General features: G+C 59.0%; 14 protein-coding genes. 12 read left to right on the forward strand and 2 right to left on the reverse strand.

Annotation, left to right across the window (positions count from 1 at the left end):
* Positions 1 to 80: 80 nt before the first annotated feature.
* Positions 81 to 1,754, reverse strand: a complete 1,674-nt coding sequence (recN, locus tag NPS46_RS21300; RefSeq protein ID WP_274110694.1) for a DNA repair protein RecN — start codon at positions 1,752 to 1,754, stop codon at positions 81 to 83.
* A gap of 251 nt (positions 1,755 to 2,005) precedes the next feature.
* On the opposite strand from recN, the gene grpE reads away from it, so the two are divergent.
* The 8 genes from grpE to NPS46_RS21340 all read left to right on the forward strand — a co-directional run bounded on the left by grpE (position 2,006) and on the right by NPS46_RS21340 (position 12,495).
* A complete protein-coding gene (gene grpE / locus NPS46_RS21305; protein WP_274110696.1) occupies positions 2,006 to 2,572 on the forward strand; it encodes a nucleotide exchange factor GrpE in 567 nt (188 codons plus the stop codon).
* Between the two features lie 101 nt (positions 2,573 to 2,673).
* Positions 2,674 to 4,590, forward strand: a complete 1,917-nt coding sequence (gene dnaK / locus NPS46_RS21310; protein WP_274110697.1) for a molecular chaperone DnaK — start codon at positions 2,674 to 2,676, stop codon at positions 4,588 to 4,590.
* Between the two features lie 319 nt (positions 4,591 to 4,909).
* The gene (gene dnaJ, locus NPS46_RS21315; RefSeq protein ID WP_274110698.1) at positions 4,910 to 6,034 is read left to right on the forward strand and encodes a molecular chaperone DnaJ; all 1,125 of its coding nucleotides are present in this window, start codon (positions 4,910 to 4,912) and stop codon (positions 6,032 to 6,034) included.
* Between the two features lie 10 nt (positions 6,035 to 6,044).
* Positions 6,045 to 6,851 carry a 4-hydroxy-tetrahydrodipicolinate reductase gene (gene dapB / locus NPS46_RS21320; RefSeq protein WP_274110700.1) on the forward strand — a complete coding sequence of 269 codons (807 nt, stop codon included), beginning with the start codon at positions 6,045 to 6,047 and terminating at the stop codon, positions 6,849 to 6,851.
* Positions 6,852 to 7,109: 258 nt separating this feature from the next.
* A complete protein-coding gene (gene carA, locus NPS46_RS21325) occupies positions 7,110 to 8,246 on the forward strand; it encodes a glutamine-hydrolyzing carbamoyl-phosphate synthase small subunit (protein ID WP_274110702.1) in 1,137 nt (378 codons plus the stop codon).
* Positions 8,247 to 8,367: 121 nt separating this feature from the next.
* Entirely contained in the window at positions 8,368 to 11,589 is a 3,222-nt protein-coding gene (carB, locus tag NPS46_RS21330; protein WP_274110704.1) for a carbamoyl-phosphate synthase large subunit, read from the forward strand.
* The gene (gene greA / locus NPS46_RS21335) at positions 11,586 to 12,062 is read left to right on the forward strand and encodes a transcription elongation factor GreA (RefSeq protein ID WP_274110706.1); all 477 of its coding nucleotides are present in this window, start codon (positions 11,586 to 11,588) and stop codon (positions 12,060 to 12,062) included. Before carB ends, greA begins: the two co-directional genes overlap by 4 nt.
* Before the next feature lie 28 nt (positions 12,063 to 12,090).
* Positions 12,091 to 12,495: an MFS transporter gene (locus NPS46_RS21340; RefSeq protein ID WP_274110707.1), complete on the forward strand. Its 405-nt coding sequence runs from the start codon at positions 12,091 to 12,093 to the stop codon at positions 12,493 to 12,495.
* A 12-nt stretch (positions 12,496 to 12,507) separates the two neighbouring features.
* Here the strand turns inward: NPS46_RS21340 and yhbY are convergent, their stop codons facing one another.
* Positions 12,508 to 12,816 (reverse strand): ribosome assembly RNA-binding protein YhbY, encoded by a 309-nt coding sequence (gene yhbY, locus NPS46_RS21345; protein WP_274110709.1) that lies wholly within the window; start codon positions 12,814 to 12,816, stop codon positions 12,508 to 12,510.
* Between the two features lie 106 nt (positions 12,817 to 12,922).
* Between yhbY and rlmE the strand changes: the two genes are divergently transcribed.
* The 4 genes from rlmE (at position 12,923) to glmM (ending at position 17,877) form a co-directional block, all read left to right on the forward strand.
* Positions 12,923 to 13,549, forward strand: coding sequence for a 23S rRNA (uridine(2552)-2'-O)-methyltransferase RlmE (gene rlmE / locus NPS46_RS21350; protein ID WP_274110711.1), 627 nt, complete (start codon positions 12,923 to 12,925; stop codon positions 13,547 to 13,549).
* A 209-nt stretch (positions 13,550 to 13,758) separates the two neighbouring features.
* Complete coding sequence (gene ftsH / locus NPS46_RS21355) at positions 13,759 to 15,663, forward strand: ATP-dependent zinc metalloprotease FtsH (RefSeq protein ID WP_274110713.1); 1,905 nt, start codon at positions 13,759 to 13,761, stop codon at positions 15,661 to 15,663.
* Between the two features lie 8 nt (positions 15,664 to 15,671).
* Positions 15,672 to 16,523, forward strand: coding sequence for a dihydropteroate synthase (gene folP / locus NPS46_RS21360; protein ID WP_274110715.1), 852 nt, complete (start codon positions 15,672 to 15,674; stop codon positions 16,521 to 16,523).
* Positions 16,524 to 16,539: 16 nt separating this feature from the next.
* Positions 16,540 to 17,877 (forward strand): phosphoglucosamine mutase, encoded by a 1,338-nt coding sequence (glmM, locus tag NPS46_RS21365; protein WP_274110717.1) that lies wholly within the window; start codon positions 16,540 to 16,542, stop codon positions 17,875 to 17,877.
* Positions 17,878 to 17,879: the final 2 nt, after the last annotated feature.

Raw genomic sequence — 17,879 nt, forward strand, 5'->3', positions numbered from 1 at the left:
CGCGAGCTACGGCCCGCGAAACGATCGAAGGCGACCCTAGGGTCGCCTTCGTGCTTTCTGCACTACCTGAAAACGCGTGATCAGGCCTTGGCCGTCACCACCATTTTCTTCGCGTGGGCCAGGGATTCCTTGGTCAGGTCGATACCGCCCAGCATCCTTGCCACTTCCTCGATGCGCTCGTTTTTGCTGAGCTTAGACACTGCCGTATGGGTGGCATCGGCGCCGCGTACCTTGTGCACGAACAAATGGTGATGGCCTTGCGCAGCGACTTGCGGCAAGTGCGTGACGGTCAATACTTGCCCGCGTTCGCCAAGCCGGCGCAGTAGCTGGCCGACGATTTCCGCCGTAGGGCCGCCGATGCCCACATCGACTTCGTCGAAGACCAACGTCGGCACCCGTGATGTCTGCGCGGTGATGACCTGGATCGCCAGGCTGATCCGTGACAGCTCGCCACCGGACGCCACCTTGGCCAGTGCCTTGAGCGGTTGCCCAGGGTTGGCGCTGACCAGCAGTTCGACTTGTTCCAGGCCATTGGGGTGTGGCTCGGGGCTGGGGTTGGCCGGCAGTTCGATGGCAAAGCGGCCGCCGGGCATGCCCAGGCGCTGGATTTCCCCTTCGACCGCGCTGGCCAGGCCTGTGGCCGCCAGCTGACGAAGCTCGCTGAGCTCCCGGGCCCGCTCCTGATAATGACGTGCGTAGGCGGCGACTTCTGCGCCCAGGCGTTCGATGGTTTCGTCGTTGGCGTTGAGGGTCTCGATTTCATCGAGCAGTTTTTGCTGCAGGCCGGCGACTTCGGTCGGCTGGATCCGGTGCTTGCGCGCCAGGGTGTAGATGGTGTCGAGGCGCTCCTCCAGTTGTTGGAGGCGCGCCGGGTCGGCGTCGAAGTGATCGAGGAAACGGTTGAGTTCGCCTACGGCTTCCTCGACCTGGATCTGGGCACTGGCCAGCAGGTTGGTGGCTTCGTCCAGTGAGCCGCTGCCACTGTTGATGCTCGACAGTCGATTGAGGCTGGCGGTCAGGGCGTTGAGGACATTGCCCGAGTCGTTTTCGCTGCATTGCTCGACAACCTGGCGGCAGATGCTCAGCAGGGTCTCGGCATTGGTCAGGTTCTTGTGTTCCTGTTCGAGCTGTTCCAGTTCGTTCTCGCCCAGGCCAAGGTTTTCCAGCTCTTCCATTTGGTAGCTGAGTAATTGATGGCGGGCGCGTTGTTCGTCGCCGGAGTTAGAGAGGCGTTCGAACTCCTGGCGAGTCTGGCGCCAGCGCTGGGCGGCCAGTTGGACCTGGCGGGCAAGATCGGTCGCGCCGGCGTATTCATCGAGCAGGCGGCGATGGGTGTCGGTTTTAAGCAGGGATTGGTGTTCGTGCTGGCTGTGGATATCGATCAGCAATTCGCCAAGGGCTTTCAGGTCGCCCAGTGGGCAGGGCGAGCCATTGATATAGCCGCGCGAGCGCCCTTCGGCGGTAATGACGCGGCGCAGGATGCACGGGCCGTCCAGGTCCAGGTCGCGCTCCGCCAGCCAGGAGCGGGCTTCAGGGATGTCTTCGAGGTCGAAGGTCGCCAGGATGTCGGCCTTGTCTGCGCCTGGTCGTACCACGCCGCTGTCGGCGCGATCGCCAAGCGTCAGCCCGAGCGCGTCGAGCATGATCGACTTGCCGGCGCCGGTTTCACCGGTGATAACGCTCATGCCGCGATCCAGTTCCAGATCGAGGTGTTCAACGATGGCGTAGTTGTGTACGGACAGGTGCACCAGCATAAAGGCCGCTCCCAGGCTTTAGGTCTGGTTATTTATACAGTGTTTTATCCAGGGCTGACAATGCTCCCTCTTAGCTCGATTTGCTTGGTTTTACCTATTTTTTAGTGCTCCCGGGAATCGTCGCCTGGGGTCTTTTGGGAAAGATTGCCCCCACTTGCTGTGTGGCTGCCCTTGAACCCTGAAATTGCGACCCCATATACGGGGGCAGAAGCGCGAGTCCAGCTCGCGGACGATATAGAAAGGAGAATTTTATGGCTGACGAACAGACTCTGGATTCGCAAAATCTGGATGCTAATCAGGCCGCCGAGGCTTCGAGTGATGACCTGGTGGCTCGCGTACAAGTGCTCGAAGAGCAACTGGCCGGGGCTCAGGATCAGGCATTGCGGGTTGCTGCCGATCTGCAGAACGTCCGTCGCCGTGCCGAGCAGGATGTCGAGAAAGCGCACAAGTTCGCCCTGGAAAAATTTGCCGGCGATCTGTTGCCCGTGATCGACAGCCTGGAGCGAGGCCTGGAGCTGTCGAGCGCGGATGACGAAAGCATCCGGCCGATGCGCGAAGGGATCGAACTGACCCTGAAAATGTTTGGCGACACGCTCAAGCGTTACAACCTGGAAGCCATTGATCCGCACGGCGAGCCGTTCAACGCCGAGTTGCATCAGGCAATGGCCATGCAGGAAAGCGCCGACGTTGAGCCCAATAGCGTGCTCAAGGTGTTTCAAAAGGGCTATCAGCTCAATGGTCGCTTGCTGCGTCCGGCGATGGTCGTGGTTAGCAAGGCGCCTGCACCGGTTTCGCCATCGATTGACGAGCAGGCTTGAAATCGGCCGCAAGGCCCCCATCTATAAGTCAAGCGTTTAAGTACTGCCGCAGTTCTCAAACAAGGCTGCGGTCACCAAATTCAAGTTTCGGGAGAGATAACATGGGCAAAATTATCGGTATTGACCTGGGGACCACCAACTCCTGCGTCTCCATTCTGGAAAACGGCAAAGTAAAAGTTATCGAGAACGCCGAAGGCGCGCGTACTACGCCGTCGATCGTTGCATATGCCAACGATGGCGAAATCCTGGTTGGCCAATCGGCCAAGCGTCAGGCTGTGACCAATCCGCATAACACCCTGTACGCGGTGAAGCGTCTGATTGGTCGTCGTTTTGACGAGGAAGTTGTACAGAAAGACATTCAGATGGTCCCTTACAAGATCGTCAAAGCTGACAACAACGACGCCTGGGTAGAAGTGAACGGCCAGAAAATGGCTCCGCCACAAATCTCGGCTGAAATTCTGAAGAAAATGAAGAAGACCGCCGAAGACTATCTCGGCGAGCCTGTGACCGAGGCGGTGATCACCGTTCCGGCCTACTTCAACGACAGCCAGCGTCAGGCGACCAAGGACGCCGGTCGTATTGCCGGTCTGGACGTTAAGCGGATCATCAACGAACCGACCGCAGCGGCCCTGGCTTACGGCATGGACAAGGCCAAAGGCGACCACACCGTGATCGTTTATGACCTGGGTGGCGGTACCTTCGACGTTTCCGTGATCGAAATCGCTGAAGTCGATGGCGAGCACCAGTTCGAAGTACTGGCGACCAACGGTGACACCTTCCTGGGTGGTGAAGACTTTGACATTCGTCTGATCGATTACCTGGTCGACGAATTCAAGAAAGAAAGCGGCATGAACCTCAAGGGCGACCCCCTGGCCATGCAGCGTCTGAAAGAAGCGGCCGAGAAAGCCAAGATCGAGCTGTCGTCGAGCCAGCAGACCGACGTCAACCTGCCGTACATCACTGCAGATGCGACCGGTCCTAAGCACTTGAACGTGAAAATCTCGCGTGCCAAGTTGGAATCGCTGGTTGAAGACCTGGTTCAGCGCACGATCGAACCTTGCCGTATCGCGCTGAAAGATGCCGGTATCGATGTGGGCGCGATCAACGACGTGATCCTGGTCGGTGGCCAGACTCGTATGCCGCTGGTGCAAAAACTGGTAACGGACTTCTTCGGTAAAGAAGCGCGTAAAGACGTCAACCCTGACGAAGCTGTAGCCATGGGTGCTGCTATCCAGGGTGCGGTATTGGCTGGTGACGTGAAAGACGTGCTGCTGCTGGACGTCAGCCCGCTGACCCTGGGTATCGAAACCATGGGTGGCGTGATGACTGCGCTGATCGAGAAAAACACCACGATTCCTACCAAGAAATCCCAGGTGTTCTCGACCGCCGATGACAACCAGGGCGCCGTGACCATTCACGTGCTGCAAGGCGAGCGTAAGCAAGCTGCGCAGAACAAGTCGCTGGGCAAGTTCGATCTGGCTGACATTCCGCCTGCTCCACGCGGTGTGCCACAAATCGAAGTGACCTTCGACATCGACGCCAACGGCATCCTGCACGTGAGCGCGAAAGACAAGGCGACTGGCAAGACTCAGTCGATCGTGATCAAGGCCAACTCCGGTCTGTCTGAAGAAGAAATTCAACAGATGGTTCGCGACGCTGAAGTCAACGCCGAAGAAGACCGCAAGTTCGAAGAGCTGGCGGCGGCCCGTAACCAGGGTGACGCGCTGGTTCACTCGACCCGTAAAATGGTCGCGGACGCAGGTGACAAGGTGACCGCGGACGAGAAAACCGCGATCGAAGCTGCCGTGGTTGCACTGGAAGCTGCTGTAAAAGGCGACGACAAGGCCACCATCGAAGCCAAGATCGAAGAGCTGTCCAAGGTCTCGGCACCTGTTGCTCAGAAGATGTATGCCGAGCAGGCCAACCCTGCAGACGCAGCGGCACAGCCAGCGGATTCGGCCGAGAAGGCTGACGACGTTGTCGATGCCGAGTTCGAAGAAGTAAAAGACAACAAGTAAGACTCTTGTTGTCGGCCGGTTGACTGCTTTCGAGTGGTGACTGGTAGGATGTCGCCGCGCGGGGGCTTGCCCCCGCGTTGGCGTGTCTGGGATACGCGAATTCTTGCGGCATCCGACAGTGCTCGAATGCTGGCGGCAAGGCAGGTGGGCCAAGGCTCTCTTGTCGATCATGGCCGCTCCTGTCGACCTCTCTTGTGGTCGTTATTCAGAAACCAGATCGTTGAAATAACGTGAGTTGAGCCGGGCCAATGCGAGGCTCAACAAGTTTGGCAAGGCCTGGACGGGCGTTGTCGAACGTTCCTAAAGAGTGCAAAGACTTATGGCAAAGCGTGACTATTACGAAATTCTAGGCGTTGAGCGTAGCTCCAGCGAAGCGGAGCTGAAAAAGGCTTATCGTCGTCTCGCGATGAAGCATCACCCGGACCGCAATCCGGATGACAAGGCTTCGGAAGAATTGTTCAAAGAGGCCAACGAGGCCTACGAAGTCCTCTCCGACTCCAGCAAGCGTGCGGCCTACGATCAGTACGGCCATGCCGGCGTCGACCCCAGCATGGGTGGCGGCGGTGCGGGTTTCGGTGGGCAGAACTTCTCCGATATTTTCGGCGATGTGTTCAGCGACTTCTTTGGTGGTGGCCGTGGCGGTGCTCGCGGCGGCGCCCAGCGTGGCAGCGACCTGCGTTACACCCTGGAGCTGGACCTGGAAGAAGCGGTGCGCGGCACGTCCGTGAATATCCGTGTACCGACGCTGGTCAACTGCAAGCCGTGTGACGGTTCGGGCGCGAAAAAAGGCTCTTCGCCGATCACCTGCCCAACCTGCGGTGGTATTGGTCAGGTACGGATGCAGCAGGGCTTTTTCTCGGTGCAGCAAACCTGCCCGCGTTGCCATGGCCAGGGCAAGATCATTTCCGATCCTTGCGATTCGTGCCACGGCGAAGGTCGCGTCGAAGAGTACAAGACCCTGTCGGTGAAAGTGCCGGCGGGTGTGGATACCGGTGATCGCATTCGCCTGTCCGGTGAAGGCGAGGCGGGCGCACAGGGTGGTCCTACAGGTGATCTGTATGTGGTGATCAACGTGCGCGAGCACGCGATCTTCCAGCGTGACGGCAAGCACCTGTTCTGCGAAGTGCCGATCAGCTATGCCGATGCAGCGCTGGGCGGCGAGTTGGAAGTGCCGACCCTCGATGGCCGGGTCAAGCTGAAGATCCCGGAAGGTACGCAGACCGGCAAGCAATTCCGTTTGCGCGGCAAGGGCGTTGCACCGGTGCGTGGCGGCGGTGCTGGCGACCTTATGTGTCGTGTGGCGGTCGAAACCCCCGTGAACCTTAGCCGTCGTCAGCGTGAGCTGCTCGAAGAGTTCCGCACCACGCTTGAGGGCGACAATTCTCATTCGCCGCGAGCGAGCGGTTGGTTCGAAGGCGTTAAGCGTTTCTTCGGCGACCTGTAAGGAGTTAGGCATGCGACGTATAGCTGTGATGGGCGCTGCAGGGCGCATGGGCAAGACGCTGATCGAGGCGGTTCACCAGCAGGCGCCAGTCGCCGGGCTGACGGCAGCCATTGATCGCGCAGAGAGCACGCTGGTCGGTGCCGATGCGGGTGAGCTGGCGGCACTGGGGCGCATTGGTGTGCCCTTGTCCGGTGATCTGGCGAAAGTGGCGGATGAGTTTGATGTGTTGATCGACTTCACCCACCCAAGCGTCACCCTGAAGAACCTGGCCTTTTGCCGTAAAGCCGGCAAGGCCATGGTGATTGGCACCACGGGCTTCAGCGTTGAAGAAAAAGCGCTGCTGGCTGAGGCGAGCAAGGACATTCCGATCGTTTTCGCTGCCAACTTCAGTGTGGGTGTGAACCTTTGCCTGAAGCTGCTGGACACTGCCGCCCGGGTCATGGGTGATGATGTCGATATCGAGATCATCGAGGCGCACCATCGGCACAAGGTCGATGCGCCTTCAGGCACGGCGTTGCGCATGGGTGAAGTGGTTGCGGCGGCGCTGGATCGCGATCTGCAGAAAGTCGCGGTGTACGGGCGTGAGGGTCAGACGGGCGCGCGTGATCGGCAGACCATCGGTTTTGCCACCGTTCGCGCGGGCGACGTGGTGGGTGATCATACGGTGCTCTTCGCCGCCGATGGCGAGCGCGTCGAAATCACGCACAAGGCTTCCAGTCGTATGACCTTCGCCAAGGGTGCGGTGCGTGCTGCGCTGTGGCTCGAAGGGCGAGAGGCGGGCTTGTACGATATGCAAGACGTCCTCGACCTGCGCTGAAAAACCTCTAGAATAGGGTCGGCACACCCAGTGCCGACCCTGTTTTTAGCCGCTTAGCGATGTCCTGTCGCATTCCCCTGCCTTTTAGGCTCATTAGCGGTGGACCCAAAAAGCCTTTTTCTGTAAGCTACAGCTTTAGTGTGTCCACTAAAAGCGCGCAGATAATTCGATGAAGAAGCGGGGTGACGTGTCCATACGTCACTCCGCTTTTTTACAACCTGCGAACGCCCTTTCAGGCTTTATTTACGGGAGGTCTTCTTGACTAAGCCAGCCATACTCGCCCTTGCTGATGGCAGCATTTTTCGCGGCGAAGCCATTGGAGCCGACGGTCAAACCGTTGGTGAGGTGGTGTTCAACACGGCCATGACCGGCTATCAGGAAATCCTTACCGATCCTTCCTACGCCCAACAAATCGTTACCCTGACCTATCCGCATATCGGCAATACGGGTACCACGCCGCAGGATGCCGAATCCGATCGCGTCTGGTCCGCAGGCCTGGTCATTCGTGACCTCCCGCTGGTGGCGAGCAACTGGCGCAATACCTTGTCCCTGTCGGACTACCTGAAAGCCAACAATGTCGTGGCAATCGCCGGTATCGACACCCGCCGCCTGACGCGCATCCTGCGCGAAAAAGGCGCGCAGAACGGCTGCATCCTGGCGGGCGACAATATCTCTGAAGAAGCGGCGATTGCCGCCGCGCGTGGTTTCCCGGGCCTTAAAGGCATGGATCTGGCGAAAGTCGTCAGCACCAAGGAAAGCTACGAGTGGCGTTCGACGGTCTGGGACTTGAAGACCGACAGCCATGCAACCATCGACGCCAGCGAGCTGCCCTATCACGTCGTGGCCTACGACTACGGTGTGAAGCTCAATATCCTGCGCATGCTGGTAGAGCGCGGTTGCCGCGTGACCGTGGTGCCGGCGCAGACCCCGGCCAGCGACGTCCTGGCGATGCAGCCAGACGGCGTGTTCCTGTCCAACGGCCCGGGCGATCCGGCCCCTTGCGACTATGCGATCCAGGCCATCAAGGACGTCCTGCAGACCGAAATCCCGGTCTTCGGTATCTGCCTGGGCCATCAGTTGTTGGCACTGGCTGCCGGCGCTCAGACCTTGAAAATGGGCCATGGCCATCATGGTGCAAACCACCCGGTCCAGGATCTGGACACCGGCGTCGTCATGATCACCAGCCAGAACCACGGCTTTGCTGTCGACGAAGCCAGCTTGCCGGGCAACGTCCGGGCGATTCACAAGTCGCTGTTCGATGGCACCCTGCAGGGTATCGAGCTGACCGACAAGAACGCGTTCAGCTTCCAGGGTCACCCTGAGGCCAGCCCGGGCCCGAACGACGTCGCCCCGTTGTTCGATCGCTTTATCGACGCCATGGCCAAGCGCCGCTGATCGGTTGTTTTGAAAAGAAAGCGCCCGAGGGTGGCCCCGGCAAGTCCGGCGGAGCCCCTCAGGCGCAGCAAAGATTGTTCAAGACGGCTTGCCGACTGACCCAGGATTTGAGTGACCACCCATGCCAAAACGTACAGATATTAAAAGCATCCTGATTCTTGGTGCTGGCCCGATCGTTATCGGCCAGGCCTGCGAATTCGACTACTCCGGCGCCCAGGCCTGCAAGGCTCTGCGCGAAGAGGGTTACCGCGTCATCCTGGTGAACTCCAACCCAGCCACCATCATGACCGACCCGGCCATGGCGGACGCCACCTACATCGAGCCGATCAAGTGGCAGACGGTTGCCAAGATCATCGAGAAAGAGCGTCCCGATGCACTGCTGCCGACCATGGGTGGCCAGACGGCATTGAACTGCGCCCTGGACCTGGAGCGCGAAGGCGTTCTGGAAAAGTTCGGCGTGGAAATGATCGGCGCCAACGCCGACACCATCGACAAGGCTGAAGACCGTTCGCGCTTTGACAAGGCGATGAAATCCATCGGCCTGGACTGCCCGCGTTCGGGGATTGCCCACAGCATGGAAGAGGCCAATGCGGTCCTCGAGCGTCTTGGCTTCCCGTGCATCATTCGTCCGTCCTTCACCATGGGCGGCACCGGTGGTGGTATCGCCTACAACCGTGAAGAGTTCGAAGAGATCTGCGCCCGTGGCCTCGACCTGTCGCCGACCAAGGAACTGCTGATCGATGAATCGCTGATTGGTTGGAAAGAGTACGAGATGGAGGTGGTCCGCGACAAAAAGGACAACTGCATCATCGTCTGCTCCATCGAGAACTTCGACCCGATGGGCGTGCACACTGGCGACTCGATCACTGTCGCGCCAGCCCAGACCCTGACCGACAAGGAATACCAGATCCTGCGTAACGCCTCCCTGGCGGTCCTGCGCGAGATCGGTGTTGAAACCGGCGGCTCCAACGTTCAATTCGGTATTTGCCCGAACACTGGCCGCATGGTCGTGATCGAGATGAACCCGCGGGTATCGCGCTCCTCGGCACTGGCTTCGAAAGCCACCGGTTTCCCGATTGCCAAGGTCGCGGCCAAGCTGGCGGTCGGCTACACCCTCGACGAGCTGTCGAACGACATCACCGGTGGCAAGACCCCGGCTTCGTTTGAACCGGCCATCGACTATGTCGTCACCAAGCTGCCACGTTTCGCCTTCGAGAAATTCCCCAAGGCTGACGCGCGCCTGACCACTCAGATGAAGTCGGTAGGTGAAGTCATGGCCATCGGCCGGACCTTCCAGGAGTCCCTGCAGAAAGCCCTGCGCGGCCTGGAAGTGGGGGTTTGCGGCCTGGATCCGAAGCTTGACCTGAGCAACCCGGAAAGCATGAGCGTGCTCAAGCGCGAGCTGACCGTGCCGGGCGCCGAGCGTATCTGGTACGTGGCCGACGCGTTCCGTGCCGGTATGACGGTCGAAGATATTTTTGGCATGAACATGATCGACCCTTGGTTCCTGGTACAGATCGAAGATCTGATCAAGGAAGAAGAGAAGGTCAAGACCCTGGGCCTGTCGGCGATCGACAAGGACTTGATGTTCCGCCTCAAGCGCAAGGGTTTCTCCGACCAGCGTCTGGCCAAGCTGCTGGGTGTGACCGAGAAGAACCTGCGTACCCACCGTCACAAGCTTGAAGTGTTCCCGGTCTACAAGCGCGTCGACACCTGCGCGGCCGAGTTCGCGACCGATACTGCCTACCTGTACTCCACCTACGAGGAAGAGTGCGAAGCGGCGCCTTCGGATCGCAACAAGATCATGATCCTGGGTGGCGGTCCTAACCGTATCGGCCAGGGTATCGAGTTCGACTACTGCTGCGTTCACGCGGCGCTGGCGCTGCGTGAAGACGGGTACGAGACCATCATGGTCAACTGCAACCCGGAAACCGTATCCACCGACTACGACACCTCCGATCGCCTGTACTTCGAACCCGTGACCCTGGAAGACGTGCTGGAGATCGTGCGGGTCGAGAAGCCCAAGGGCGTTATCGTCCAGTACGGTGGCCAGACCCCACTGAAACTGGCGCGTGCTCTGGAAGCTGCCGGTGTGCCGATCATCGGCACCAGCCCGGATGCCATCGACCGTGCCGAAGACCGTGAGCGCTTCCAGCAAATGGTCGAGCGTCTGAATCTGCGTCAGCCGCCTAACGCCACCGTGCGTAGCGAAGACGAAGCGATTCGTGCGGCAAGCAAGATCGGTTATCCGCTGGTCGTGCGCCCGTCCTACGTACTGGGCGGTCGGGCGATGGAAATCGTTTACGAGGAAGAAGAGCTCAAGCGCTACCTGCGCGAAGCGGTCCAGGTGTCCAACGACAGCCCGGTGCTGCTTGACCACTTCCTGAACTGCGCCATTGAAATGGACGTGGATGCGGTCTGCGACGGTACCGACGTGGTGATCGGCGCGATCATGCAGCACATCGAGCAGGCAGGCGTTCACTCCGGTGACTCCGCTTGCTCGCTGCCGCCTTACTCGCTGCCAGCGCATATCCAGGACGAAATGCGCGAGCAGGTCAAGAAGATGGCGCTGGAGCTGGGTGTTGTCGGCTTGATGAACGTGCAACTCGCGCTGCAGGGTGAAACGATCTACGTGATCGAAGTCAACCCGCGTGCTTCGCGTACCGTACCGTTTGTGTCCAAGTGCATCGGTGTTTCCCTGGCAATGATCGCGGCACGCGTCATGGCGGGTAAAACCTTGAAGGAATTGGGTTTCACCAAGGAAATCATTCCGAACTTCTACAGCGTGAAAGAGGCGGTATTCCCCTTCGCCAAATTCCCTGGTGTTGACCCGATCCTGGGCCCAGAGATGAAGTCCACCGGTGAAGTGATGGGCGTTGGCGATACCTTTGGCGAGGCCTTCGCCAAAGCCCAGATGGGTGCCAGCGAAGTGCTGCCAACCGGCGGTACTGCGTTTATTAGCGTGCGTGACGATGACAAGCCACTGGTTGCGGGTGTCGCCCGTGATCTGATCAACTTGGGCTTCGAAGTGGTCGCGACCGCCGGTACTGCCAAGCTGATCGAAGCGGCAGGCCTGAAAGTACGCCGCGTGAACAAGGTGACCGAGGGCCGTCCGCACGTGGTCGACATGATCAAGAATGACGAAGTCACGCTGATCATCAACACCACCGAAGGGCGTCAGTCGATCGCTGATTCCTACTCCATCCGTCGTAACGCCCTGCAGCACAAGATCTACTGCACCACGACCATTGCTGCTGGCGAAGCGATCTGCGAAGCACTCAAGTTCGGTCCGGAAAAGACCGTACGCCGCTTGCAGGATCTACATGCAGGATTGAAGGCATGATCAAATACCCGATGACAGTCCAGGGCGCTCGCGCCCTGGAGGAAGAATTGACCCACCTGACCAAAGTCGTGCGGCCCAAGCTGAGCCAGGACATTGGTACGGCGCGTGAACTGGGCGACCTCAAGGAAAACGCCGAGTACCACGCCGCCCGTGAGCAGCAGGGGATGGTTGAGGCGCGGATCCGTGATATCGAAGGGCGCATGCAGAATGCGGTCGTGATCGATGTCACCACGATTCCTCATACCGGAAAGGTGATTTTCGGTACCACCGTTGAAATTGCCAACGTCGAAACGGATGAAAGCGTCACTTACCAGATCGTGGGTGAGGATGAAGCGGACATCAAGTCGGGCAAGATTTCGGTTGGATCGCCCATCGCTCGCGCCTTGATTGCCAAGGAAGAGGGTGATGTGGTGACGGTCAAGACGCCCAGTGGTGTTATCGAGTACGAGATTGTCGAAGTCCGCCACATCTGAAAACCGGCCGCCGTTGCGGTTCGGTGCGATGGCTTGGCAGCTGACCCAGGTGTTCTGGGTTGGCAGCCTGTGGTTGTTGCACATCGTTCTGCTTCCAGTGCTGAAACAGATCGGGTTGGCGCCTTTGCTCGTAGAGGAGGTGGCTAGCCTGATGGGTGGGGTGCTGGTCGCACTCGCTGGCGTCGGAGTGCTGCTGCAGATCGGCCTGTTGGTGCGGGCGCAAGGGCTCGCGAGCCTGTGGCGCGATATGCGCGGGCAGCTATTGTTAATGGCGTTGTATGCGTGCGGGATGTACTTCCTGGTGCGCTATGGCGTGCCGCAAGCATTGCGCTGGCAGCTGTTCAGTTACCTGATCCTGGCTTTTTCCGGGTTGGTGCTGGTTTTGCAGCCGGCGCCGCAAAAGAGTTCAAGGGCGCGCCAGGCGTGCCCTTGAGTCTCGTCGACATCACTTGAAGCGGTGAATGTTCGACAGTTGCTTGTTGGCGCTGAAATTTTTGCGGTAGATCAGTGCCATCTTGCCGATGACCTGAACCAGATCCGCTTTGCCGGCCTTGCACAGCTGTGCAATGGCTTCCAGGCGGGACTCGCGATCGAGGATGTTGAGCTTGATCTTGATCAGTTCGTGATCGCTCAATGCGCGTTCGAGTTCGGCTAACACACCTTCAGTCAAACCGTTATCAGCCACAGTCAAAACTGGTTTCAGATGGTGGCCAATGGATTTGTACTGTTTCTTCTGCTCTTGAGTGAGCGGCATAATCTGACCCCTGCGTCTGATCTTGTAAAAAGCGGCGGCCAGTTTACCCGAGCGAGTCCGGGACCGCCCAGTTAATCGCGATTCGACAATTTTTTCGAGGTGGCCCGTGGCCCGTTCCAAGACAAGTCATAACTGGCTGAAAGAACACTTCAATGATCCTTACGTCAAAATGGCGCAAAAGGATGGCTATCGTTCACGTGCCAGCTACAAGCTGCTGGAGATCCAGGAGAAGGATCGACTGATCCGCCCTGGCATGAGCGTTATCGACCTGGGTGCCGCGCCAGGTGGTTGGTCCCAGGTGACCAGTCGTCTGATTGGTGGGCAGGGGCGTCTCATTGCGTCCGACATCCTGGAAATGGACAGCATCCCTGATGTCACCTTTATTCAGGGGGACTTCACTGAAGATGCCGTGCTTGCACAGATCCTCGACGCTGTCGGTAATACACAAGTAGACCTTGTGATTTCCGATATGGCCCCCAATATGAGTGGATTGGCTGCAGTGGATATGCCGCGTGCAATGTTCCTCTGCGAGCTGGCCCTTGATTTGGCCGGGCGAGTGTTGCGTCCGGGGGGCGACTTCCTGATCAAGGTTTTCCAGGGCGAAGGGTTCGATGTCTATCACAAGACCGTTCGGCAGATGTTCGAGAAGGTGCAGATGCGCAAGCCTCTGTCATCGCGTGACCGTTCCCGTGAGCAGTATTTGTTGGCACGGGGCTTTCGCGGCGCGGAGTGAAGGCTTCGCTGGCTCCTGATCATTGCGATAGGTTTTTTAAATAGGGCCGTTCGTCAGATTATGAAGAAAATTGTGTAGTCTAATTTCACAAAGGGTTACAGACAGCGCCTGCCAGAGCTGTACGTAATGTAGTAAGTTAGGTCGGTGAATATCATGCGAAGCACGCTCCAGTAGCGGAGCTGGCTTCAGAGGGTAGCTAATTGAACGATATGGCAAAGAATTTGATCCTGTGGTTGATCATCGCGGCTGTCCTGGTGACGGTGATGAACAACTTCTCCAGTCCAAACGAGCCGCAGACCCTCGCTTATTCCGACTTCATTCAGCAGGTCAAGGATGGCAAGGTCGAGCGCGTCGCGGTCGATGGCTATGTCATCACTGGCAAGCGCAACGATGGCGACAGCTTCAAGACCATTCGTCCGGCAATCCAGGACAATGGGTTGATCGGCGATCTGGTCGAAAACCATGTCGTGGTTGAAGGCAAGCAGCCTGAGCAGCAAAGTATCTGGACGCAGTTGCTGGTCGCCAGCTTCCCGATTCTGGTGATCATTGCCGTGTTCATGTTCTTCATGCGCCAGATGCAAGGCGGTGCGGGCGGCAAGGGCGGGCCGATGAGTTTCGGCAAGAGCAAGGCGCGCCTGCTGTCGGAGGACCAGGTCAAGACCACTTTGGCTGACGTCGCAGGTTGCGACGAGGCCAAGGAAGAAGTGGGCGAGTTGGTCGAGTTCCTCCGCGATCCAGGCAAGTTCCAGCGCCTGGGTGGTCGTATCCCTCGTGGCGTGTTGATGGTTGGCCCGCCAGGTACCGGTAAAACCCTGTTGGCCAAAGCCATTGCGGGCGAAGCCAAAGTGCCATTTTTCACCATTTCCGGTTCGGACTTCGTCGAGATGTTCGTCGGCGTGGGTGCCAGCCGTGTTCGCGATATGTTCGAGCAGGCCAAGAAGCATGCGCCGTGCATCATCTTTATCGATGAGATCGACGCGGTCGGTCGCCATCGTGGTGCGGGCATGGGCGGTGGTCACGACGAGCGCGAGCAGACCCTCAACCAGTTGCTGGTAGAGATGGATGGTTTTGAAATGAACGATGGCATCATCGTCATTGCCGCCACCAACCGTCCGGACGTACTTGACCCTGCGCTGCTGCGTCCGGGCCGCTTCGACCGTCAGGTTGTCGTGGGTTTGCCGGATATCCGCGGTCGGGAACAGATTCTCAAGGTCCATATGCGCAAAGTGCCAGTGGGTGACGATGTCGCTCCGGCGGTTATCGCACGCGGTACTCCGGGTTTCTCCGGTGCCGACCTGGCTAACCTGGTCAACGAGGCTTCGCTGTTCGCTGCCCGTTCCGGCAAGCGCATAGTCGAGATGAAGGAATTCGAGCTGGCCAAGGACAAGATCATGATGGGCGCCGAGCGCAAATCGATGGTCATGTCCGACAAGGAAAAACGCAACACGGCTTACCATGAAGCAGGCCACGCCATTGTTGGGCGCGTCGTGCCTGAGCATGATCCGGTTTACAAAGTGTCGATTATCCCGCGCGGACGTGCGCTGGGTGTGACGATGTTCCTGCCGGAAGAAGACCGCTATAGCCTGTCCAAGCGTGCGCTGATCAGTCAGATCTGCTCGCTGTACGGTGGCCGTATTGCTGAAGAAATGACCCTGGGCTTCGACGGTGTGACCACCGGGGCCTCCAATGACATCATGCGCGCCAGCCAGATTGCGCGGAACATGGTGACCAAGTGGGGGCTGTCCGAGAAGCTCGGGCCGTTGATGTACGCTGAGGAAGAAGGTGAGGTGTTCCTGGGGCGCAGTGCTGGTAGCCAGCATGCAAGCCTCTCGGCCGAGACGGCGAAGCTGATCGACTCCGAGGTGCGCAGCATCATTGACCAGTGCTACGGCACCGCCAAGCAGATCCTGACGGAAAACCGCGACAAGCTCGATGCCATGGCTGATGCCTTGATGAAGTACGAAACCATCGATGCCGAGCAGATCGACGACATCATGGCCGGTCGTACGCCGCGCGAGCCGCGTGACTGGGAGGGTGGTTCGGGAACGCCGCCACCGGTTGTTCAGAATGAGCGGCCGGAAACACCGATCGGTGGCCCAGCAGCTGATCACTAAGGCTTGAGATGACTTCTGTACAGTCCCTGACCCGGTTGCCTTGCGGCAACCGGGTTCTTGATTTGGCCCATACGCATGTTATGGGCATTCTTAATGTCACCCCTGATTCCTTCTCCGATGGCGGCCGTTTCAGCCAGCGGGACGCAGCTTTGCGCCACGCTGAAGCGATGGTACTTGCCGGTGCTACGTTGATCGATGTCGGCGGTGAGTCGACCCGTCCAGGTGCTCGTGCGGTCTCGCCCCTTGAAGAGCTGGAGCGTGTGGCGCCGGTCGTCGAGCTTATCGCTCGCGAGCTGGATGTGATTATTTCGGTGGATACGTCCACGCCAGCGGTCATGCGCGAAACAGCGCGGCTGGGGGCGGGGCTGATCAACGATGTGCGTTCCCTGCAGCGTGACGGTGCGTTGGACGCCGCGGCGGCTACCGGGCTGCCGGTATGCCTGATGCATATGCTGGGCGAGCCTGGAGATATGCAGGACAGTCCGCATTACGACGACCTGTTGGGTGAGGTCTCCGGCTTTCTGAGGGAGCGCATGCGTCAGTGTGACCTGGCGGGCATTCCTAAAGAACGCATTATCCTTGATCCTGGTTTTGGCTTTGCCAAAACCCTGCAACACAATTTAAGTCTGTTCAGGCAAATGGATGCCTTGCTGGATCTGGGGTGCCCGCTTTTGGTGGGTGTCTCGCGCAAGAGCATGATCGGTCTGGCATTGAATCGCCCGGTGGGGGAGCGCCTGTACGGCGGCTTGGCGCTTGCAGCGTTGGCCGTGAGCAAGGGGGCGCGAATTCTCAGGGTGCATGACGTGGCCGAGACGGTCGATGTCGTGCGGATGATCGAGGCCGTCGAGGCTGCTGAATAAGAAAGATGGAGCTCTTATGACTAAGAAGTACTTTGGAACCGACGGCATTCGCGGTCGGGTTGGTGTTTATCCCATTACCCCCGACTTTATGCTCAAGCTTGGCTGGGCTGCCGGTATGGCATTCCGCAAGCTGGGCACTTGCCGTGTCCTGGTGGGCAAGGACACGCGAATTTCCGGTTACATGTTTGAGTCCGCGCTGGAGGCAGGTCTTTCCGCCGCAGGTGCCGACGTGATGTTGCTCGGGCCTATGCCGACCCCGGCAATCGCTTATCTGACGCGCACCTTCCATGCTGAGGCGGGTATTGTCATCAGCGCCTCGCACAACCCTCATGATGACAACGGCATCAAGTTCTTCTCTGGCCAGGGTACCAAGCTGCCGGATGAGGTCGAGTTGATGATCGAGGAGCTGCTTGAGGCGCCGATGACCGTCGTCGAGTCCAGCCAGCTGGGCAAGGTGTCGCGAATCAATGACGCGGCAGGTCGCTATATCGAATTCTGCAAAAGCAGCGTGCCGACCGGAACTGATCTGGCCGGGCTGAAAATCGTGCTCGATTGCGCACACGGCGCGACCTACAAGGTGGCACCTAGCGTATTTCGTGAATTGGGTGCCCAGGTCGTTGTTCTGTCCGCCTCTCCTGACGGCCTGAACATCAACGACAACTGCGGCTCTACCCATATGGCGTCGTTGCAGGCGGCTGTGTTGGCTGAGCAGGCGGACCTGGGTATCGCCTTCGATGGCGATGGTGACCGCGTGCTGATGGTCGATCATACCGGTGCGGTCGTTGATGGCGACGAGTTGCTGTTCATCATTGCGCGCGACCTGGCTGAACGCGGCAAGCTGCACGGTGGTGTGGTCGGGACGCTGATGAGTAACCTGGGCCTGGAACTGGCGCTGGCTGAGCTGAATATTCCCTTTGTCCGGGCCAATGTCGGTGACCGTTATGTGATCGCCGAGCTGATGGAGCGCAACTGGATGGTCGGCGGTGAAAACTCCGGGCATATCCTGTGTTTGCACAACACCACCACGGGCGATGCGATTGTGGCTGCGCTGCAGGTGCTTATGGCGCTGCGTCGTCGCGGCGAAGGCTTGGCCCAGTCTCGGCAGGCGTTGCGCAAATGCCCGCAGGTGTTGGTCAATGTGCGCTTTGCCGGGGGTGTCGACCCGATCAATCATCCGGCCGTGAAGGAAGGTTGTGAGCGTGTTACCCAGGCAATGGCTGGGCGTGGCCGGGTGTTGTTGCGCAAGTCGGGCACGGAACCGCTGGTGCGTGTGATGGTTGAAGGTGACGATGAGGCGGTGGTTCGTGCTCATGCACAAGAGCTGGCAAAACTGGTTGCTGAAGTTTGCGCTTGATT

This window comes from Pseudomonas putida (genome assembly GCF_028682395.1).
GTDB classification, from domain to species: Bacteria; Pseudomonadota; Gammaproteobacteria; order Pseudomonadales; family Pseudomonadaceae; genus Aquipseudomonas; species Aquipseudomonas putida_AB.